Annotated in this window: 16 protein-coding genes and 1 tRNA gene; 12 read left to right on the top strand and 5 right to left on the bottom strand. The window is 62.5% G+C overall.

The features are described 5' to 3' along the window. Positions 1-157 precede the first annotated feature (157 nt). Positions 158-763: a hypothetical protein gene (locus tag GC1_RS17340; protein ID WP_152614079.1), complete on the bottom strand. Its 606-nt coding sequence runs from the start codon at positions 761-763 to the stop codon at positions 158-160. Between the two features lie 92 nt (positions 764-855). Continuing rightward, entirely contained in the window at positions 856-1,566 is a 711-nt protein-coding gene (locus tag GC1_RS17335; protein ID WP_019298604.1) for a lysophospholipid acyltransferase family protein, read from the bottom strand. A gap of 189 nt (positions 1,567-1,755) precedes the next feature. Here GC1_RS17335 and GC1_RS17330 point away from each other — a divergent pair. Then, positions 1,756-1,831 (top strand) — tRNA-Trp (locus GC1_RS17330). A 60-nt stretch (positions 1,832-1,891) separates the two neighbouring features. Here the strand turns inward: GC1_RS17330 and GC1_RS17325 are convergent. Beyond that, on the bottom strand, positions 1,892-4,009 hold the full coding sequence (locus tag GC1_RS17325) for an O-linked N-acetylglucosamine transferase, SPINDLY family protein (RefSeq protein WP_019298605.1): 2,118 nt from the start codon (positions 4,007-4,009) through the stop codon (positions 1,892-1,894). 225 nt (positions 4,010-4,234) lie between these two features. Between GC1_RS17325 and secE the strand changes: the two genes are divergently transcribed. From secE to rplA, 5 genes are all read left to right on the top strand, one after another. After that, positions 4,235-4,432, top strand: coding sequence for a preprotein translocase subunit SecE (secE, locus tag GC1_RS17320; protein ID WP_019298606.1), 198 nt, complete (start codon positions 4,235-4,237; stop codon positions 4,430-4,432). A gap of 217 nt (positions 4,433-4,649) precedes the next feature. Next, positions 4,650-5,183: a transcription termination/antitermination protein NusG gene (nusG, locus tag GC1_RS17315; protein WP_019298607.1), complete on the top strand. Its 534-nt coding sequence runs from the start codon at positions 4,650-4,652 to the stop codon at positions 5,181-5,183. Positions 5,184-5,340: 157 nt separating this feature from the next. Then, complete coding sequence (locus GC1_RS22245; protein WP_039193949.1) at positions 5,341-5,925, top strand: hypothetical protein; 585 nt, start codon at positions 5,341-5,343, stop codon at positions 5,923-5,925. Positions 5,926-6,170: 245 nt separating this feature from the next. Beyond that, a complete protein-coding gene (gene rplK, locus GC1_RS17310; RefSeq protein ID WP_019298608.1) occupies positions 6,171-6,596 on the top strand; it encodes a 50S ribosomal protein L11 in 426 nt (141 codons plus the stop codon). A 1-nt stretch (position 6,597) separates the two neighbouring features. After that, the gene (gene rplA / locus GC1_RS17305; RefSeq protein ID WP_039498747.1) at positions 6,598-7,296 is read left to right on the top strand and encodes a 50S ribosomal protein L1; all 699 of its coding nucleotides are present in this window, start codon (positions 6,598-6,600) and stop codon (positions 7,294-7,296) included. Between the two features lie 68 nt (positions 7,297-7,364). Here rplA and GC1_RS17300 read toward each other — a convergent pair whose 3' ends face one another. Beyond that, a complete protein-coding gene (locus GC1_RS17300; protein WP_027248543.1) occupies positions 7,365-7,634 on the bottom strand; it encodes a hypothetical protein in 270 nt (89 codons plus the stop codon). Between the two features lie 386 nt (positions 7,635-8,020). Between GC1_RS17300 and rplJ the strand changes: the two genes are divergently transcribed. From rplJ to GC1_RS17270, 6 genes are all read left to right on the top strand, one after another. Then, positions 8,021-8,539 (top strand): 50S ribosomal protein L10, encoded by a 519-nt coding sequence (gene rplJ, locus GC1_RS17295; protein ID WP_029205089.1) that lies wholly within the window; start codon positions 8,021-8,023, stop codon positions 8,537-8,539. An 80-nt stretch (positions 8,540-8,619) separates the two neighbouring features. Next, complete coding sequence (rplL, locus tag GC1_RS17290; RefSeq protein WP_019298611.1) at positions 8,620-8,994, top strand: 50S ribosomal protein L7/L12; 375 nt, start codon at positions 8,620-8,622, stop codon at positions 8,992-8,994. A gap of 248 nt (positions 8,995-9,242) precedes the next feature. Next, complete coding sequence (gene rpoB / locus GC1_RS17285; RefSeq protein WP_019298612.1) at positions 9,243-13,379, top strand: DNA-directed RNA polymerase subunit beta; 4,137 nt, start codon at positions 9,243-9,245, stop codon at positions 13,377-13,379. Positions 13,380-13,432: 53 nt separating this feature from the next. Next, a complete protein-coding gene (gene rpoC / locus GC1_RS17280) occupies positions 13,433-17,674 on the top strand; it encodes a DNA-directed RNA polymerase subunit beta' (protein WP_019298613.1) in 4,242 nt (1,413 codons plus the stop codon). A 107-nt stretch (positions 17,675-17,781) separates the two neighbouring features. Further along, positions 17,782-18,597 (top strand): glycosyltransferase, encoded by an 816-nt coding sequence (locus tag GC1_RS17275; protein WP_019298614.1) that lies wholly within the window; start codon positions 17,782-17,784, stop codon positions 18,595-18,597. Continuing rightward, positions 18,594-19,478, top strand: coding sequence for a DMT family transporter (locus GC1_RS17270; protein WP_019298615.1), 885 nt, complete (start codon positions 18,594-18,596; stop codon positions 19,476-19,478). The genes GC1_RS17275 and GC1_RS17270 overlap by 4 nt, the downstream gene beginning before the upstream one ends. Here the strand turns inward: GC1_RS17270 and GC1_RS17265 are convergent. Beyond that, positions 19,468-20,274 (bottom strand): putative rhamnosyl transferase, encoded by an 807-nt coding sequence (locus tag GC1_RS17265; RefSeq protein WP_019298616.1) that lies wholly within the window; start codon positions 20,272-20,274, stop codon positions 19,468-19,470. The genes GC1_RS17270 and GC1_RS17265 overlap by 11 nt on opposite strands. Positions 20,275-20,528 lie beyond the last annotated feature (254 nt).

Here is a 20,528-nt window from a genome sequence, read left to right as displayed (position 1 = left end):
GAAAAATCGATTTTTCATGGCCGTTTTTCGCGTCGAAAAGCGGCGGGGACTTCCTCGCAGGGCAGCGCCCGCCCGTTTTGCCGGAAACAACCCTCCGGTTCGGCGCAGGCCACGCACGGCCCGAACGTGGGGCGTCCGGACGGGTATGGATTGAGGCCTATTTTCCCCTTAGTGCTTTGATAAACATCAGCCTTGCGGGGATGTCCGCCAGGGTGTGGTTTGTATTCTCCGGGGTGGCCTCTATCCGGTATCTGCCAGTGGACAGCTGGGCCAAGGCAACTTCCAGGCCGAATTCTTCGTTACGGCTCATAATCAAATTTGGCAGCAAATTCGATTGCTGGAAGACCAACTCATCGCCGCGATCTCCCCATTTGTAGATTTTCACGTTAAAGGTCAAAAGACCGGGGTCTTCTGATGAGTTGTGCAGTAACGAGACGTCATACCCGCCCGTTCTCAGTTCGCTGGCAAGCCCCGCGTGCTTCTGCAGCATCAGATACAGGCCGTACTCTTTGGGCCAGAGCACTTTTGTTTCCAAGGAAACCGTGTTGCGGGATCCAAGATTGATTTCAGCCTCGGCCCGGGCCTCGCCGGAAATCAGGAAAGCGGCAGAAATGGCGAAGAACGCTGCGGCGCGCAGAATGCGCAGGGTGATGGACTGCATTTTGACCTGTGGAAATTCAAATTGAAGAAAGGAAAGCTGGTTCCAGCCAGCGTTTCGCATCTTGCGGTTGAATGCAATCTGGTGTGGTCTTTTCCAGATCAAAAACCAACGAACTTCTGGCAGACAATCTGCCTGCCCGCGAGGTGCATTGTGTTCGCAGGGTGGGCACTCAGCCCGCCACCGCAAACGCCCGCTCACCCCGCCTGCGTCTTTGGATCCTCACTGCCGCGCCCCGCCGCCGCATCCGCGGCATCCGTTATGGCATCCAGCGATGCCTCCAGGCTTTGCCGCAACCCTTCCACCTGCTCGTCACTGGGCTTCTTCGGCACCTCGTCCGTCCATTCCCGGCACATCAGCACGCCGCGCGAAAACGGCAGCGGCAGCATCTGCTGGTCCCAGGTCGGCAGCTTCATCACCTTCTTTTCGGCAAAGGCCACGGTGAACACCCGGCAGCCGGTCATCCGTGCCCAGACCACCGGCACGGTGGACGAGACCCGCGCAGGCCCGCGGGGGCCGTCGGCGGCGATGCCGATGGAGCAGCCCTCGCGGGTGCGGCGCAGCACTTCGCGCGACAGGGCCACATGGCGCTTGTGGCTCGACATCGGGATGGTCTCGAACCCCAGCCGCACCAGGATCTGGCCCGCCAGACGTCCGGCGCGGGCGGCTGAGGTGAGCGCGCAAATGCGGCCCAGCGAGGTGTCGAACAGATAGGGCGCCATGATCAGCCGCTGGTGCCACAGCACAAAGATCACCGGCTCGCCGCGGCGCACGCAGGCGTCCATCTCCTCAAACCCGGTGCGGGTCCAGCGGGAGGTGCGGAAGGCGAATCGCACGTAGGCGGCAAACAGCCCCTCGATGGCGCGGTTGACCTTTGGGCTGTCGGCGATTTTCTTTCTGAGGCTCACGGGGCTACGGCTCATTCCTGCAGGGGGCACAGGGGCTTGGCCCCGGCATTTGCCCCGTCATACTGCATGGCTGCGCCGGGGCAAAGCCCAGGGAAAGCCCACGGCGGGCAAACCGCCCGGGCGGCGCAAGAAAATGCGCTTTTCCCTCTTGCCTCCGCAGCGCGCCTGCCGTAGGACATGCCGCACCACAGGGGTATAGCTCAGTTGGTAGAGCGACGGTCTCCAAAACCGTAGGTCGCGGGTTCGAACCCTGCTGCCCCTGCCATTTTCCCGCACATCGCCGGTACAGCACTGCCCTTTCGGGCAGGCCGTTTGGCGTGCCAGGTCACACCAGATCCAGATGGGCCGGGGCCAGCCCCTGCTGCTGCCGTTCGCAGGCGGCGTCAAAGGTGCGCTCCACCTGCCGGGCCAGCCGTTCCGGGCTGAACAGCGCGGCGGTCTGCTGCTGGGTGCGGAGCTTGCTGCGCAGGCTGGCGGCGGATGTGCTGTCAGCAGCCAGTTCCGCGGCTTTGGCCTCATAGCCTTGTATGCTTTCGGCAATCATCTCCGGCAGCCCGGCGGATTGCAGCAGGCTGGCGGAGGTGCGGGCGGCGGATTGCTGGCCGGGCAGGGTGAGGACCGGAACCCCTGCAGCCAGGGCGTCGCGGGCGGCGGCGGTGGCGTTTACGGTGAACGTGTCCAGGACCAGATCCGCCAGCGGCAGGCGGGCCAGGTGATCATCGCGGCTGGCTGCCGGGGCAAAGACCAGGCGGTCCGGATCGACACCGCGCGCAGCGGCGGCGCGGCGCAGGTTGGACATCGCATGTTCACCGTTGTCCGCCAGCCACAGGACGCTGTCCGGAGCGCTTTGCAGAAGGCGCATCCAGATGTCGAATTCCTGCGGTGTGATATGGCTGCCAGACGCAAAGCTGGAGAACACGAAGCCCTCTGCGGGCAGGCCGAAGGCGGCGCGGTCCGGGGCGTTGGCCAGTGTGGCCGGGGCCACCGCTTGATGGCCATCTGCCAGTCGCAGCAGGTGCTCGTTGTGGTAGCGTTCGCTGCCGGGTGGGTAGGCGGCGGCGTCGCTGATCAGGTAGTCATAGGCGGCGGTGCCCATGGTGCCGGGATAGCCGGGGAACAGGATGTGCAGCGGCGCCAGCCGGGCGGCGAACAGCGGCAGCGCACCGCCGCCGGAATAGCCGGAGAGATCCACCGCGGCGTCCAATTGGTCTGCCTTCACCGCCGCCGCCATCTGATCCGTGGCGCTGGCATCCAGAACCTTGAGGCCGTCAAACCTCTGCGCCGCGCTGTCCGGCAGGCCTGCGCCAACCGCATAGATGCGGATGTCAAAGCGGCCATCATCGTGGGCGGCAAGCATTCCGCCGTGCTGGTCCAGCACCGCCGCGGCGTCGCGGGCGGCGAAGAAATAGCCGATGCGCAGCCGCGCGGGGCGCTGGCCTGCAGGCGGGGTGCTGTTCAGCTCAGCCGTGCCGAACAACTCGCTGGCATAGGATTGGGCGCGGGCGCGCAAGAGGTCGGGGTTGTCCTCCATCAGCATCAGAGCGCTGGGATCGCAGCCGCTGCCGCGCAGGCCCAGTTGGCGGCGGAAATCACCGTATTCCGGCAGCCATTTCCAGTCGCAGAGCTCTGCCAGGACATGCAGCCGCTGGGTGCGGGCGCGGTCATCGGAAGGACTGGCCTGCAGCACCTTGTCGAAACAGGGCAGGGCGGCGGCAAAGGCGCCCTCAGCCTTCAACAGCAGGCCCAGCTGGTAGCGGGCCTCGGTCAGGGCGGGGTTCAGGCGGACGGCCTGGGTGTAGTGTTCCTTGGCGTCCTCCACCGCGCCCTGCTGGGTCAGGAGGCCCGCCAGGGTGACATGCAGCGCCGCGTCATGCGGAGCCAGAGCAACCGCCTTGCGCAGCATGATGGCCGCCTTCTGGCTCTGGCCGCGCTTGATCAGCACCTCTGCCTTGCCGTGCAGCGCCTGCAGGCAGCCCGCGGCCAGCATCAGCGCCTTGTCATAAAGCGCCATGGCATTGTCCAGCTCGCCGCGGGCGGCCTTCACCCGGCCCATCGCAGCATAGCTGCCGGCGGCACGGGGATTGATCCCGATCGCCTTGTTCAAACAGGTGGCGGCATTGTCCAGATGGCCCGCGGCCAGGTGGCAGCGGCCCAGGAAATCCCACAGGAAATGCGATTCGCGGAAGGTCTTGAGCAGCGCGCCGCAGCTTTCCGCAGCCTCGAAAGGACGGCCCTCTGCCAGCGCCTCCTCCAGCCCGGCCTGATGCACCGGCGACGGATCGGTCTGCGAGTCCAGCCGTTTGCGCAGCCCCTCCAGCGCCGATTGCGCGCGCTTGTTGCGGGGGTTGCGGGACAGGATGCCGGCATAGGCCATGGCGGCATCTTCAAACTTGGCGTCGCGTTCGAACTGTTCGGCCTCGGACAGGGAATTGGCAGGTGTCATGGCTTCCGATCTCAATAATTCACACGGTCCGGCTCCCGGGCGGCGCGATGGGCCGCAGGGAACCTCTGGAGTCAATTTTGCCAGTAGTGGATTAAAATTGGATTGACCCGGCGTCCGCTGCCTGCGCAACACCCGCAACGGGCCGGGCAGGAGGGCCGCAGGGCTTGAATTCACGGGCCGCTCCGGTTACATCGCCCTGACTGCTAGCAGAGAGACACCCCCAGTATGGCAACTATCAACCCCGTTCAGTTCATCCAGCAGGTTCGCGCCGAAGTCTCCAAGGTCGTCTGGCCGACCCGCCGCGAAGTGCTGCTGACCACGGTCATGGTGTTCATCATGGCGGCGCTGACGGCGCTGTTCTTTGCGCTGGTGGACCTGCTGATCCGCTTTGGCCTGCAAGGGCTTCTGGGGATGTTCGGCTAAGTCCGCAGCGGTACTTGGGCTTTGGGGCCGCAATTGCTGCGCTGCACTTGATCTTGGCAGCGATGGGCGGTACCTGAGCAGGAATTATTGAGGCGGGCGTGCAGCGATTCGGTTTGCACGCCGCTTTTTGTTGGAGAGCGCAGCCCCGGGGCTGCAGCGGAATGAACAGGCAGCGGCGCGGCAAGTGGCCCGCCCGGCAGAACAAGGACAACGGTTCATGGCGAAACGGTGGTATTCGGTCAGCGTTCTTTCGAACTTCGAAAAGAAAATCGCAGAGCAGATCCGCACCTCGGTCGCAGAACAGGGCCTTGAGGACGAGATCGACGAGGTTCTGGTCCCCACCGAAGAGGTGATCGAGATCCGCCGCGGCAAGAAGGTCTCGACCGAGCGCCGCTTCATGCCCGGCTACGTGCTGGTGCACATGGAAATGTCCGACCGCGGCTATCACCTGATTTCCTCGATCAACCGCGTCACCGGTTTCCTGGGCCCGCAGGGCCGCCCGATGCCGATGCGCGACGCTGAGGTGCAGGGCATCCTGGGCCGCGTCGAGGAAGGCGTCGAGGCGCCGCGCACCCTGATCCACTTCGAGATCGGCGAGAAGGTGAAGGTGAACGACGGCCCGTTCGAGGATTTCGACGGCATGGTCGAAGAGGTCGACGAGGACAACCAGAAGCTCAAGGTCACCGTGTCGATCTTCGGCCGCGAGACCCCGGTCGAGCTGGACTTCACCCAGGTGACCAAGCAGGGGTGAGTTGCCGCCCAGTGGAATTTGAGGCGCCGCGTTGGGTTCAACGCGGCGTTTTTTTGTTTGGCAGATATCTAGACCTTTCGTTCAATTGGTTTGGCTTAGAGGTCCGGAAGGGTGAGCAGTTGTTGACGTGGGGGGTATCCCTCGCAATGGTGCGGCGATGTTTGAAGTTAATCCCAAAGCTCGGGCCGACCTGAAGTCAGGAACGCTATACGCTCTATTTGGCGAAGGTGAATGGATCTATTACGGTCAGGTCACCTCCGAAAAGTCGGTAGGGTTCTTTCGGCGCCGGGATCACGAAGTCGCCAATGTCAAAGATATTCTCTCGTCGCCAGTGATGTCTGTGGTGTCGGTCGCATTCCCGTCAATAACGCGAGCCCTCCGTGCGGGCCGGTGGGTCAAGCTCGGACGCTATGATCTCGCTGGGGCGCTGCACATTGTTCCCCCGCAGGTTCAGTGGCCGGTTGGCACGCTTGCTGTAACCATTTGGGAGGGAGGGGGTGCTACTCGTGAAACGCGACTGGAGGACCCGGCCATACAGGATCTTGAAGTTGTTGCAGTATGGGACGCTGAGCATCACTTGCCAGCCCGGTTAACCGCCGATTTCGGAGTTGAGGAAGCTGCTTGGCATGTTGGCGGCCCCGTTTCCCGGGAGCGAAAACTCAAGGAAGAGATGGCGCGGCGTTTTCCTGACCAGCCGTGGCATCAGCTTCCTTCCGATTGGGTCCGGACGGGGCGTCACTAGCTGATCGCAAGCGTTCACGTCCACCAGTCAAAATGGAACGGAATTGCTTTCGGCTAGGCTCGAGCCGGGTTTGCTCAATTCCCCTCCCGCCCACTTGCCAACACCAACATTCCCCTGTAAACGCCGCCTCTATCGTCTTCGGGCGAGATTCTCTCGTGGGAGATGAATGGGTCGCGACCCTGACATCCGACCACGCAACATTCTCCGGGCGGAACGCGTTCCGTCCTCGTTGAAAGGACAACCAAATGGCTAAGAAGCTTGTTGGTTCGATGAAGCTGCAGGTTCCTGCAGGTCAGGCAAACCCCTCTCCGCCCGTCGGCCCGGCCCTGGGTCAGCGCGGCATCAACATCATGGAATTCTGCAAGGCGTTCAACGCCAAGACCGCAGACATGGAGCCCGGCGCGCCGTGCCCGACCGTGATCACCTACTATCAGGACAAGTCCTTCACCATGGACATCAAGACGCCGCCCGCGTCTTACTACCTGAAGAAGGCGGCCAAGGTGAAATCCGGCGCGAACAACCCGAGCCGGGAAACCGTCGGCACCGTGACCGTGGCCCAGGTGAAAGAGATCGCCGAAGCCAAGATGAAAGATCTGAACGCCAACGACATCGACGCGGCAATGCAGATCATCCTGGGCTCCGCCCGCTCCATGGGCATCGAGGTGAAGTAAGATGGCAAGGCTCGGTAAACGCACCCGCGCCGCGCGCGAAGCTTTCGCAGGCAAAGAAAACCTGTCCGTGGAAGAAGCTGTTGCCCTGGTGAAAGCCAACGCAACCTCGAAATTCGACGAAACCGTCGAGATCTCCCTGAACCTGGGCGTTGACACCCGCCACGCAGACCAGATGGTCCGCGGCGTGGTCGGCCTGCCGAACGGCACCGGCAAAGCCATGCGCGTTGCTGTGTTCGCCCGCGGCCCCAAAGCTGACGAAGCGACCGCAGCCGGTGCAGACATCGTCGGCGCCGAAGACCTGATGGAAGCGATCCAGGGCGGCAAGATCGACTTTGACCGCTGCATCGCCACCCCGGACATGATGCCGGTCGTCGGCCGTCTGGGCAAAATCCTGGGCCCGCGCAACCTGATGCCGAACCCGAAAGTCGGCACCGTGACCATGGACGTGAAAGCGGCCGTGGAAGCAGCCAAGGGCGGCGAAGTCCAGTTCAAAGCGGAAAAAGGCGGCGTTGTGCATGCCGGCGTCGGCAAAGCGTCCTTCGACGAAGCCAAGCTGGTCGAGAACGTCCGTGCCTTCGTGTCGGCCGTGGCCAAAGCCAAGCCGACCGGCGCCAAAGGTGCCTACATGAAAAAGATCAACCTGTCCTCGACCATGGGTCCGGGCATCACGGTTGACGTGGACAACGCTGTCACCGAGTAATCGGGCGCACAGCTGATGTCAGGAAGGGCGGCTCCGCAAGGGCCGCCCTTTTTCTTTGGGAGGTGGGTTTACTTGGCCAAGTCGGAGAGGGTGCCAATCTCAGAGAGGTCGACTAACAGGAAGTTTCCGTCGTAGTCGTATACTCCAACTTTGAGTTTTGGGTTTTCAGTTTCTTCGCTGAGCGTATCGACGCGGTTCTGAATATCGCGCCAAACGCCTTTTGTGACTTTTTGCTCATACCAAAGGCGGAGCTCCTCTGCTCTTATCGTGGTCCAGCCCTTGGTTAGCACGAGCTCGTCAATGCGGGATTCGAGCATGTCTTGGTGACGTCTATTCATTTTCTCAATCCTATTTTGCATCAGTAAACATACTTTAAAAATCTAAAATATGTTTGTCAACTTAAAAGTTGGTCGAAGGATCTGGTGGATTGCCTATCTCAAATTTCTATTTTCGCCCTTGGAAAACCCGTCAAATACCACTAACTACGGCCTTGAGATAAAGCGTGCGATTCGTCGTGCGCTTTATTTCATTTCGTCCAAGATGGTGGGTGGCCTTTCGATCGGGTCTTAATTTCCCTCCTGAGACGGGTAAGACCAGGAAGATCGAGGGTTTTCATTCCCTCGGGCGACTTTGGCTCATCCCGTAAAACGGACCTGAACGCCGGGCCATCTGGTTCGGCAAATATGAGCCGGGATGCGCAAGCATCCCTAACTTGGAGAGAACTGTGGATAGAGCCCAGAAAGAGAAAGTGGTCGAGGAACTCGGCCAGATCTTCGAAAGCTCTGGCGTCGTGGTGGTAGCTCACTACGCCGGTCTGACAGTTGCCGAGATGCAGGATCTGCGCGCGCGTGCAAGCGACGCGAACAGCTCCGTGCGTGTTGCCAAGAACAGGCTCGCCAAAATCGCCCTCGAGGGTAAGCCGTGTGCAAGCATGGCCGGCCTGCTGACGGGTATGACCGTTCTGACCTACTCCGAAGATCCCGTGTCCGCTGCAAAAGTGGCCGAGGATTTCGCCAAGGAAAACAAAAAGTTTGAGATCCTTGGCGGCGCAATGGGTGAGAACGCTCTGGACCGTGCCGGTGTCGAAGCCGTGTCGAAAATGCCGTCCCGCGACGAGCTTATTGCTCAGATCGCAAGCTGCATTGGCGCACCTGCTTCCAACATCGCCGGCGCGATTGGCGCACCTGCAAGCAACATCGCAAGCATCCTTTCGACCATCGAAGAGAAGGCGGAAGCTGCGTAAGCGGTTGGCACTGAATGGCTGGCGTGGGGCAAAAGCCCGCACGTTGGAACACACATACTGTAAACGGAAAGAGCTGAACAATGGCTGATCTGAAAGCACTCGCAGAAAGCATCGTGGGTCTGACCCTGCTGGAAGCACAAGAACTGAAAACCATCCTGAAAGACGAATACGGCATCGAGCCCGCTGCTGGCGGCGCTGTGATGGTTGCAGCTGGCGGCGACGCCGGTGGCGCAGCTGAAGAAGAAAAGACCGAATTCGACGTCGTTCTGAAGAACGCCGGCGCTTCCAAGATCAACGTGATCAAAGAAGTTCGCGGCATCACCGGCCTGGGCCTGAAAGAAGCCAAAGAGCTGGTCGAAGCTGGCGGCAAAATCAAAGAAGGCATCGACAAAGCCGAAGCAGAAGACATCAAAGCCAAGCTGGAAGCAGCTGGCGCCGAAGTCGAGCTGGCCTAAGTCCTGCCTCTGGTGCATCGCCGATGCATCGGAAATTTGGCTGGGTCCGGATTTTTCCGGGCCCAGCCGAACCTGTCTTAGAAAGGGCCTCATCCAAGAGGCGTTTTCTTAGGCGGAGTTCAAAGGATCGGGAGGCTGCCTTCGGGACGGTGGCCATGAATTGATCCGAACGCGCTGTCTCGTATGGGCAAGGAGCCGGGGCCCGGCGGCTTCCTTGACCGGTGAGAACTCGAAAGGTGACATCTGACATGGCTCAATCGTTCCTTGGCCAGAAACGTCTACGCAAATATTACGGCAAAATCCGCGAAGTGCTGGAGATGCCGAACCTCATCGAGGTGCAGAAATCTTCTTATGACCTTTTCCTGCGCTCCGGCGATGCAGCTGAGCCGCTGGACGGCGAAGGCATCAAAGGTGTGTTCCAGTCGGTATTCCCGATCAAGGATTTCAACGAAACCTCCGTTCTGGAGTTCGTGAAATACTCGTTCGAGAAGCCGAAGTACGACGTCGAAGAGTGCATGCAGCGCGACATGACCTACTCGGCGCCGCTGAAGGTCACCCTGCGCCTGATCGTGTTTGATGTCGACGAGGACACCGGCGCGAAGTCGGTGAAGGACATCAAGGAACAGGACGTCTTCATGGGCGACATGCCCCTGATGACCCCGAACGGCACCTTCATCGTGAACGGCACCGAGCGTGTGATCGTGTCCCAGATGCACCGCTCGCCGGGCGTGTTCTTCGACCACGACAAAGGCAAGACCCACTCCTCGGGCAAGCTGCTGTTCGCCTGCCGCATCATCCCGTACCGCGGCTCCTGGCTGGACTTCGAGTTCGACGCCAAGGACATCGTCTTTGCCCGTATCGACCGCCGCCGCAAGCTGCCGGTGACCACCCTGCTGTACGCCCTGGGCCTGGACCAGGAAGGCATCATGGATGCCTATTACAACACCGTGCAGTTCAAGCTGGAGAAATCCCGCGGCTGGGTTACCCCGTTCTTCCCGGAACGCGTGCGCGGCACCCGCCCGACCTATGACCTGGTGGACGCTGCCACCGGCGAGATCATCTGCGAAGCCGGCAAGAAGGTCACCCCGCGCGCCGTCAAGAAGCTGATCGAGGAAGGCTCTGTCACCGACCTTCTGGTTCCGTTCGATCACATCGTCGGCAAATATGTCTCCAAGGACATCATCAACGAAGACAACGGCGCGATCTATGTCGAGGCCGGTGATGAGCTGACCCTTGAATACGACAAGGACGGCGAGCTGATCGGCGGTTCCCTGAAGGAGCTGCTGGACGCGGGCATCACCGACATTCCGGTGCTGGACATCGACAACGTCAACGTCGGCCCCTACATGCGCAACACCATGGCGCAGGACAAGAACCTGGACCGCAACAGCGCGCTGATGGACATCTACCGCGTGATGCGCCCGGGCGAGCCGCCCACCGTCGAGGCAGCCTCAGCGCTGTTCGACACCCTGTTCTTCGATTCTGAGCGTTACGACCTGTCCGCCGTTGGCCGCGTGAAGATGAACATGCGCCTGGCACTGGACGCCGAGGACACCCAGCGCACCCTGCGCAAGGAAGACATTGTTGCCTGCATCAAGGCGCTGGTCGACCTGCGTGACGGCCGCGGCGATGTCGACGACATCGACCACCTGGGCAACCGCCGCGTGCGCTCCGTCGGCGAGCTGATGGAAAACCAGTACCGCGTCGGCCTGCTGCGCATGGAGCGTGCGATCAAGGAGCGGATGTCCTCTGTCGAGATCGACACCGTGATGCCGCAGGATCTGATCAACGCGAAACCGGCTGCGGCTGCGGTGCGTGAATTCTTCGGCTCCTCGCAGCTGTCGCAGTTCATGGACCAGACCAACCCGCTGTCGGAAGTCACCCACAAACGCCGCCTGTCGGCGCTTGGCCCGGGCGGCCTGACCCGCGAGCGCGCCGGCTTTGAGGTCCGCGACGTGCACCCGACCCACTATGGCCGGATGTGCCCGATTGAGACCCCGGAAGGCCCGAACATTGGTCTGATCAACTCGCTGGCGACCTTCGCGCGCGTCAACAAATACGGCTTCATCGAGACCCCCTACCGGGTGGTGAACGAAGGCCAGGTGACCGACGAAGTGCACTACATGTCGGCAACCGAGGAAATGCGCCACACCGTGGCGCAGGCGAACGCGACCCTGGACGAGAGCGGCAAGTTCATCAACGACCTGGTGTCGACCCGCCAGTCCGGCGACTACACCCTGGCGCCGCGCGAAAGCGTGGACCTCATTGACGTGTCGCCGAAGCAGCTGGTCTCCGTTGCTGCCTCGCTGATCCCGTTCCTGGAAAACGACGACGCCAACCGCGCTCTGATGGGCTCGAACATGCAGCGTCAGGCGGTTCCGCTGCTGCGCGCAGAGGCGCCGCTGGTCGGCACCGGCATCGAGGAAAAGGTCGCGATCGACTCGGGCGCGGCCATCCAGGCCAAGCGTGCGGGCATCATCGACCAGGTCGATGCGCAGCGTATCGTGATCCGCGCCACCTCCGATCTGGAGCTGGGCGACGCGGGCGTTGACATCTACCGTCTGCGCAAGTTCCAGCGTTCCAACCAGAACACCACCATCAACCAGAAGCCTCTGGTCAAGGTGGGCGACACCGTTGCCAAGGGAGAGGTTATCGCCGACGGCCCGTCGACCGATATGGGCGAACTGGCACTGGGCAAAAACGTGGTCGTCGCGTTCATGCCGTGGAACGGCTACAACTACGAAGACTCCATCCTGATCTCCGAGCGCATCGCGCGTGACGACGTCTTCACCTCGGTCCACATCGAGGAATTCGAAGTCGCCGCCCGTGACACCAAGCTCGGGCCGGAAGAAATCACCCGCGACATCCCCAACGTCGGCGAGGAAGCCCTGCGCAACCTCGACGAGGCGGGCATCGTCTACATCGGTGCCGATGTGGAACCGGGCGACATTCTGGTCGGCAAGATCACACCCAAGGGCGAAAGCCCGATGACCCCGGAAGAGAAGCTGCTGCGCGCCATCTTCGGCGAGAAGGCTTCCGACGTGCGCGACACCTCGCTGCGCGTGAAGCCGGGCGACTACGGTACCGTGGTCGAGGTGCGCGTCTTCAACCGCCACGGCGTGGAGAAAGACGAGCGTGCGCTGCAGATCGAGCGTGAGGAAGTCGAGCGTCTGGCCCGTGACCGGGACGACGAGCTGGCGATCCTGGACCGCAACATCTATGCCCGCCTGCGCGATATGCTGCTGGGCAAAGTCGCGGTCAAAGGCCCGAAAGGCGTGCGCTCCGGTTCCCCGATCGACGAGGAGCTGCTGGACAGCCTGTCCCGCGGCCAGTGGTGGATGCTCGCCCTTGAGGATGAGCAGGACGCCCAGGTTGTCGAGGCCCTGAACGAGCAGTACGAGGCGCAGAAACGCGCCCTGGATGCCCGTTTCGAGGACAAGGTCGAGAAGGTCCGCCGCGGCGACGACCTGCCGCCGGGTGTGATGAAGATGGTCAAAGTCTTCATCGCCGTGAAGCGCAAGCTGCAGCCGGGCGACAAGATGGCCGGCCGTCACGGCAACAAAGGTGTGATTTCGAAAGTGGTGCCGATGGAGGACATGCCGTTCCTCGCCGACGGTACCCCGGTCGACTTCTGCCTTAACCCGCTGGGCGTGCCGTCGCGTATGAACGTCGGTCAGATTCTGGAGACCCACATGGGCTGGGCCGCACGCGGCCTCGGCATCAAGGTGGATGACGCGCTGCAGGAATACCGCCGCTCGGGCGATCTGACCCCGGTCCGTGAAGCGATGCACCACGCCTATGGCGACGATGTCTACGACGAAGGCATCGCCAACATGGACGAGGGCACTCTGATCGAGGCCGCAGGCAACGTGACCCGCGGTGTGCCGATTGCGACCCCGGTCTTCGACGGCGCCAAGGAAGACGATGTGAACAACGCCCTGGTGCGTGCGGGCTTTGACCAGTCCGGCCAGTCGATCCTGTTCGACGGCCGCACCGGCGAGCAGTTCGCGCGCCCCGTGACCGTTGGCATCAAGTACCTGCTGAAGCTGCACCACCTGGTGGACGACAAGATCCACGCGCGTTCCACCGGCCCGTACTCGCTGGTTACCCAGCAGCCGCTGGGCGGTAAGGCGCAGTTCGGCGGTCAGCGCTTTGGTGAGATGGAAGTCTGGGCTCTGGAAGCCTATGGCGCCGCCTACACCCTGCAGGAGATGCTCACCGTCAAATCGGATGACGTCGCCGGCCGGACCAAGGTCTATGAGTCGATCGTCAAGGGCGAGGATAACTTCGAGGCGGGCGTGCCGGAATCGTTCAACGTTCTGGTCAAAGAAGTCCGCGGCCTCGGCCTGAACATGGAACTCCTGGATGCGGAGGTTGAGGAGTAAGGGCCCCGCGCCCTTCTCCCGCTCCCCCCTTCCGCAAGATTTGAGGTATCAAAATGAACCAGGAAATCACCAACAACCCGTTCAACCCGCTGACCCCGCCGAAGGTCTTTGATGAAATCAAAGTCTCGCTGGCCAGCCCGGAACGGATCCTGTCTTGGTCCTATGGCGAAATCAAAAAGCCCGAGACCATCAACTACCGGACCTTCAAGCCGGAGCGCGACGGCCTGTTCTGCGCCCGGATCTTTGGCCCGATCAAAGACTACGAATGCCTGTGCGGCAAATATAAGCGGATGAAGTACCGCGGCGTCGTCTGTGAAAAATGCGGCGTCGAGGTCACCCTGCAGAAAGTGCGCCGCGAGCGCATGGGCCACATCGAACTGGCCGCGCCGGTTGCGCACATCTGGTTCCTGAAGTCGCTGCCCAGCCGCATCGGCCTGATGCTGGACATGACCCTGCGCGACCTGGAACGGGTTCTCTACTTTGAAAACTACGTTGTCATCGAACCGGGCCTGACCGACCTGACCTATGGTCAGATGATGACCGAAGAAGAGTACATGGACGCCCAGGACGCCTACGGCATGGACGCCTTCACCGCCAACATCGGCGCTGAAGCGATCCGTGACATGCTGGCCCAGATCGACCTGGAATCGGAAGCCGAAACGCTGCGCGCCGAACTGGCCGAAGCGACCGGTGAACTGAAGCCCAAGAAGATCATCAAGCGCCTGAAAGTCGTGGAATCCTTCCTGGAATCGGGCAACCGTCCGGAATGGATGATCATGACCGTGATCCCGGTCATTCCGCCGGAACTGCGTCCGCTGGTTCCGCTGGACGGCGGCCGCTTTGCGACCTCCGACCTGAACGACCTGTACCGCCGCGTGATCAACCGGAACAACCGCCTGAAGCGGCTGATCGAACTGCGCGCGCCGGACATCATCGTCCGCAACGAAAAGCGGATGCTGCAGGAGTCTGTTGACGCGCTGTTCGACAACGGCCGCCGCGGCCGCGTCATCACCGGCGCCAACAAGCGTCCGCTGAAGTCGCTCTCGGACATGCTGAAAGGCAAGCAGGGCCGCTTCCGCCAGAACCTTCTGGGTAAGCGCGTCGACTTCTCCGGCCGTTCGGTGATTGTGACCGGTCCTGAGCTGAAGCTGCATCAGTGCGGCCTGCCCAAGAAGATGGCGCTGGAGCTGTTCAAGCCCTTCATCTACTCGCGTCTGGAGGCCAAGGGCCTGTCCTCGACCGTGAAGCAGGCGAAGAAGCTGGTCGAGAAAGAGCGTCCCGAGGTTTGGGATATCCTCGATGAGGTGATCCGCGAGCACCCGGTGATGCTGAACCGCGCACCGACGCTGCACCGTCTGGGGATCCAGGCGTTCGAACCCACGCTGATCGAAGGCAAGGCCATCCAGCTGCACCCGCTGGTCTGCTCGGCGTTCAACGCGGACTTCGACGGTGACCAGATGGCTGTGCACGTCCCGCTGAGCCTTGAGGCCCAGCTGGAAGCGCGCGTCCTGATGATGTCGACCAACAACGTTCTGTCGCCCGCCAACGGCGCGCCGATCATCGTTCCGTCGCAGGATATGATCCTGGGTCTCTACTATGTGTCCCTGGAACGCGAAGGCATGCCCGGCGAAGGCAAGATCTTTGGCACCATCGACGAGGTTCAGCACGCGCTGGACGCCGGCGAAGTGCATCTGCACACCAAGATCACCGCGCGGATCACCCAGATCGACGAGGAAGGCAACGAGGTTCTCCAGCGTTTCGAGACCACCCCGGGCCGTGTCCGTCTGGGCGCGCTGCTGCCGAAAAACGCCAAGGCGCCGTTTGAACTGGTCAACCGTCTTCTGCGGAAGAAAGAGGTTCAGCAGGTCATCGACACCGTCTACCGCTACTGCGGCCAGAAAGAGTCGGTCATCTTCTGCGACCAGATCATGACCATGGGCTTCCGCGAGGCGTTCAAGGCCGGCATCTCCTTCGGCAAGGACGACATGGTGATCCCGGATACCAAGTGGACCATCGTCGACGACACCCGCGAGCAGGTGAAAGACTTCGAACAGCAGTACATGGACGGCCTGATCACTCAGGGCGAAAAGTACAACAAAGTTGTCGATGCCTGGTCGAAGTGTAACGACAAGGTCACCGAAGCGATGATGGGCACCATCTCCGCTGACAAGCGGGACGAGAACGGCGCCGTGATGGAACCGAACTCGGTCTACATGATGGCCCACTCCGGTGCGCGTGGCTCGGTTACCCAGATGAAACAGCTGGGCGGCATGCGCGGCCTGATGGCCAAGCCGAACGGCGACATCATCGAGACCCCGATCATCTCGAACTTTAAAGAAGGCCTGACCGTTCTGGAGTACTTCAACTCCACCCACGGTGCCCGTAAAGGTCTGTCGGATACCGCGCTTAAGACGGCGAACTCGGGTTACCTGACCCGCCGTCTGGTGGACGTGGCGCAAGACTGCATCGTTCGCGAGATCGATTGCGGCACCGAGCGTGCGATCACCGCAGAAGCGGCTGTGAACGATGGTGAAGTCGTGGCGTCGCTGGGCGAGCGCATCCTGGGCCGTGTGGCTGCGGATGACATCAAGAAGCCCGGCACCGAAGAGATCATCGTGGCCGCAGGCCAGCTGATCGACGAGCGCATGGCCGACGCAGTGGAAGAGGCCGGCGTGCAGTCGACCCGCATCCGCTCGCCGCTGACCTGTGAGTCGGAAGAGGGCGTCTGCGCCATGTGCTACGGCCGTGACCTGGCCCGCGGCACCCGCGTGAACACCGGCGAGGCCGTCGGTATCATCGCGGCGCAGTCGATCGGTGAACCCGGTACCCAGCTGACCATGCGGACCTTCCACATCGGCGGCGTTGCCCAGGGTGGCCAGCAGTCGTTCCTGGAAGCCTCGCAGTCCGGCAAGATCGTCTTCGAAATGCCGCAGACCCTGGAGAACGCCAATGGCGAGACCCTGGTTGTCGGCCGCAACATGAAGCTGATCATCCAGGACGAGCACGGCGAAGAGCGCGCCAGCCACAAGCTGGGCTACGGCTCCAAGCTGTTCGTCAAGGAAGGCCAGATGGTCAACCGCGGCGACAAGCTGTTCGAATGGGACCCCTATACCCTGCCGATCATCGCCGAGAAGCCGGGTACCGCCAAGTATGTCGACCTGATCTCGGGCCTGGCGGTCCGCGACGAGACCGACGAAGCCACCGGCATGACCCAGAAGATCGTGATCGACTGGCGTGCGGCGCCGAAGGGCTCTGACCTGAAGCCGGAAATCATCCTGGTGGACGGCAACGGCGAACCGGTGCGCAACGACGCAGGCAACCCGCTGACCTACCCGATGTCCGTGGATGCCATCCTGTCGGTCGAAGACGGCCAGCAGATCATGGCAGGTGACGTTGTCGCGCGTATCCCGCGTGAAGGCGCCAAGACCAAGGACATTACCGGTGGTCTGCCGCGCGTTGCGGAACTGTTCGAAGCCCGCCGTCCGAAAGATCACGCGATCATCGCCGAAATCGATGGTTACGTGCGCTTCGGCCGCGACTACAAGAACAAGCGCCGTATCGCGATCGAGCCGAGCGACGAGTCGATGGAAGCCGTCGAATACATGGTGCCCAAGGGCAAGCACATTCCGGTTCAGGAAGGTGATTTTGTCCAGAAGGGCGACTACATCATGGACGGCAACCCGGCGCCGCATGACATCCTGTCCATCATGGGTGTCGAGGCACTGGCGAACTACATGATCGACGAGGTCCAGGACGTCTACCGCCTGCAGGGTGTGAAGATCAACGACAAGCACATCGAGGTGATCGTCCGCCAGATGCTGCAGAAGTGGGAGATCTCCGACTCTGGCGACACCACGCTGCTGAAAGGCGAACACGTGGACAAGCAGGAGTTCGACGCCGCCAACGAGAAGGCCCTTGCCCGCGGCAAGCGTCCGGCTCAGGGCGAACCGATCCTGCTGGGTATCACCAAGGCGTCGCTGCAGACCCGCTCCTTCATCTCGGCGGCCTCCTTCCAGGAGACCACCCGGGTTCTCACCGAGGCTTCGGTGCAGGGCAAGAAGGACAAGCTGGTCGGCCTCAAGGAGAACGTCATCGTGGGCCGCCTGATCCCGGCCGGCACCGGCGGCGCCACTCAGCGGGTGCGCCAGATCGCCCAGGGCCGCGACAACGTGGTGCTGGAAGCCCGCCGCGAGGAAGCCGAAGCCGCTGCAGCCCTGGCTGCGCCGGTGATGGACGAGGACGCGATGGACGCTGGTCTGGACAACCTGGTCGATACCCCGGAAAGCCGCGACTAAGCTCCGGCAGCTGATCGAAAAACAGAAAAGCCCCCGCATTGCTGATGCGGGGGCTTTTTCACATCTGCTGCCGGGGCTATCTGTTGCAGGGCAGGGAGGGTGCAGGGATGGACATCAGGCTGCGGATGGCCGGGCTGGTCCGCTTTTCCGTGCTGAGCACGGATTACTATTCGGAACGCTTCGGCACGCTGGAGGAAAAGGCCGCGCATCTGTTCAGCCCGGAACGGATGGAGCTGCGGTTCCGGCTGTTTGAAAACCTGTGCCTGCATGCGCTGACCCGGCAGAGCGACCCGCGGTTCCGGCTGATCGTGCTGACCTCCGACAGCCTGCCGCCGCCCTATCTGGAGCGGCTGCTGGACCTGACCGAACCCTATGCCAATATCTTCTGCCATGCCGCGGCGCCGGCAATCCACTACCAGCAGCTGAAGCAGGCCCTCGCTCTGCTCCCGCTGCCCCAGGCGACCCATCGGGTGCTGTTCCGGCTGGATGACGATGATGCGGTGGACGGGGACTTTGTCCGCCGCACCAAGCGCCTCGCCCGCGGCCTGATCCCGCTGCAGGGCGGCGGCAGCGCGCCCTTTGCAATTGCCCACAATCGCGGTTTCTATCTGGAAAAGGGGGCCAGCGGGGCAGACGTCTATGACGCCTGTGAACGGCTGCCGCTGTCCGCCGGGCTGACAGTGGTGGCGCCTGCGGGGGAGACGGTAAACCCCTATACCTACAACCACCGCCGTATCGCCCAGCACCTCAACACGGTCTCCGACATCTCGGTGCCGGCCTTCCTGCGGACGGTTCATGGCGACAACAAATCCGACCCGGTGCAGATCGGCGACGCCCGAAAATGGCCCCCGCAGAAAATTGAAGAGGCACTGGAGCGGCACTTCGGCCGCACCGGCGATCAAGTGAGGGCATTGCTGCCATGACACCAAACCAGACAGGCGCGCTTTTGATGATGGGGGCGATGGCGGCCTATACCTTCAACGATGCGTTGGTCAAGCTGATCGGCGGGGCGCTGCCGCTGCCGCAGATCCTGACGGTGCGCGGGCTGGCGGCCAGCGTGCTGATCTACCTGCTGGTGCGGCGGATGGGCGGGCTGCAGCTGCGCCTGCCGCGCCGCGCCTGGGGCATGATCGCGTTGCGCTGCGCAGGCGAAGTCTCGGCCACCTACCTTTTCCTGACCGCGCTGATGGTGATGCCGATTGCCAATGTCACCGCAGTTCTGCAGGTGCTGCCGCTGGCGGTGACGCTGAGTGCTGCGCTGTTCCTGCAAGAGCCGGTGGGCTGGCGGCGGATGGCGGCAATTGCCGCGGGTTTCTGCGGCATGCTGCTGATTGTGCGGCCGGGGCCGGAGGGGTTCAGCGAGGGGGCGCTTTATGCGCTGGCGTCGGTGGCCTGCATCACCGCCCGCGACCTGGTGACCCGGCGGATGCCGCCGGAGGTGCCGTCGATGACGGTGACGCTGATGTCTTCGCTGTCGGTGCTGGCCTTCGGCATTGCGGGCTCTGCCGCGGTGGAATGGCAGCCGATGGGCGGGCGCGAGCTGCTGATCCTGGGCGGCGCGGCCCTGTTTATCTTTGCGGGCTACCTGTGCTCAGTCATGACCATGCGGGTGGGGGAAATCGCGGTGATTGCGCCGCTGCGTTACAGCGGATTGCTGTGGGCGCTGCTGTTGGGCTGGCTGGTGTTCGGCGAATGGCCGGATGCGGTGACGCTCTTGGGCGCGGCCATCGTGGCCGGGGCCGGGGTCTTCACCTTCTACCGGGAGCGCCAGGCCGCCCGCAAACGCCGCCCGGTCACGCGCTGAACGCTGCGCGCACGCGGTCTGCCCGGATGCCGAAGACGGTTGCGAATTCGCGTTCCTGCTTCGGCGTCAGCCGGGTTACCTCAACCGGCTTGGCCCGGTCCTGGCGGGAATCGTTGAACCGGTTGTGGCTGCGCACCCACATCGGCACATCGGTCACGGTCACCGTTGGCATGTGGTGGTGGATGCGGTTATGGGCGAAGTTCATGATCGTCTTGCGGCTGCCGCCCGCCGCATACATCGCCAGCGCCGCGGTGAAATAGGGCCGCACGGCAGGTTCCGAGGCGGCGATCCCATCGGCGCTGAATTCGGCGATATAGCCGCGGTTGAAATCAATCGCGGCAGTGTCCGTCTTGGCAAGCAGCGGCGCACAGTCCGCCGCGGCCTCCCGCAGCCGCTCGATGAACTCACCGGCTACCGCATCATCGTCGTCAAAGCGGAACTGCAGGCAGGGCTGACCGGGATCCTTGCGAGCGCTGTTCAGAAGCTCCTTCATCACCTCGCGGTGGCGGCGCGGCGGCTGGGATACGATCTGAACCTGCGGCATGTCCGAGGTCAGATCCCGCAGCCGGTCATGGTGCTGCCGGGGCAGGCTGTCGCCGGTCACGATGATCAGGTCAAAACCGGGGTCGCTCTGCGCCCGCAGGGACGGCAGGGCGACAGTCTCGAACAGCCGGAACCGCTCCTCCATCCGCGCGTCAGAGTAGAGATAGGCGATCCGCTCCTCCATTGTCTCATGCTCGACCTGAAACCCGCCGATGGCCGGGTAAGAGAACCGGCACAGCCCGATGACCTGCATACTGAAATCCGTTTGTTGCAAATGCCTGCGCCGGCGACTATGGCGGGCCGGCAGCCCTCTGGCAACCGCCGCGCCGGTGCGGCCCGGCCCGCAGCGCCCGGCTGCTGTTGACAACCCCCGCGACTCCCCATATACGCGCGCCTATCCGGCACCCGGAGTGTATGCTTCGAAAGCCGAATTCAAAATTGCAGTGGCTCAAGGTCCGGGCACTTTTACCACCCGGATCCTCTGTAAACACACCGCGTCGTCTCACC

It is taken from the genome of Leisingera sp. ANG1, assembly GCF_000203975.2.
Classification (GTDB): domain Bacteria; phylum Pseudomonadota; class Alphaproteobacteria; order Rhodobacterales; family Rhodobacteraceae; genus Leisingera.
Note: the sequence above shows the minus strand (reverse complement) of the source record. Positions and strands in the feature narration are given on the sequence as shown.

Excerpts from the sequence above, each read along its gene's own strand:
- GC1_RS17325 (WP_019298605.1), bottom strand. The coding sequence starts at position 4,009 with ATGACACCTGCCAATTCCCTGTCCGAGGCCGAACAGTTCGAACGCGAC.
- nusG (WP_019298607.1), top strand. The coding sequence starts at position 4,650 with ATGGCGAAACGGTGGTATTCGGTCAGCGTTCTTTCGAACTTCGAAAAG.
- rplL (WP_019298611.1), top strand. The coding sequence starts at position 8,620 with ATGGCTGATCTGAAAGCACTCGCAGAAAGCATCGTGGGTCTGACCCTG.
- GC1_RS17275 (WP_019298614.1), top strand. The coding sequence starts at position 17,782 with ATGGACATCAGGCTGCGGATGGCCGGGCTGGTCCGCTTTTCCGTGCTG.
- rpoC (WP_019298613.1), top strand. The coding sequence starts at position 13,433 with ATGAACCAGGAAATCACCAACAACCCGTTCAACCCGCTGACCCCGCCG.
- GC1_RS17300 (WP_027248543.1), bottom strand. The coding sequence starts at position 7,634 with ATGAATAGACGTCACCAAGACATGCTCGAATCCCGCATTGACGAGCTC.
- rplA (WP_039498747.1), top strand. The coding sequence starts at position 6,598 with ATGGCAAGGCTCGGTAAACGCACCCGCGCCGCGCGCGAAGCTTTCGCA.
- GC1_RS22245 (WP_039193949.1), top strand. The coding sequence starts at position 5,341 with ATGTTTGAAGTTAATCCCAAAGCTCGGGCCGACCTGAAGTCAGGAACG.
- GC1_RS17265 (WP_019298616.1), bottom strand. The coding sequence starts at position 20,274 with ATGCAGGTCATCGGGCTGTGCCGGTTCTCTTACCCGGCCATCGGCGGG.
- rplK (WP_019298608.1), top strand. The coding sequence starts at position 6,171 with ATGGCTAAGAAGCTTGTTGGTTCGATGAAGCTGCAGGTTCCTGCAGGT.
- GC1_RS17270 (WP_019298615.1), top strand. The coding sequence starts at position 18,594 with ATGACACCAAACCAGACAGGCGCGCTTTTGATGATGGGGGCGATGGCG.
- rpoB (WP_019298612.1), top strand. The coding sequence starts at position 9,243 with ATGGCTCAATCGTTCCTTGGCCAGAAACGTCTACGCAAATATTACGGC.
- secE (WP_019298606.1), top strand. The coding sequence starts at position 4,235 with ATGGCAACTATCAACCCCGTTCAGTTCATCCAGCAGGTTCGCGCCGAA.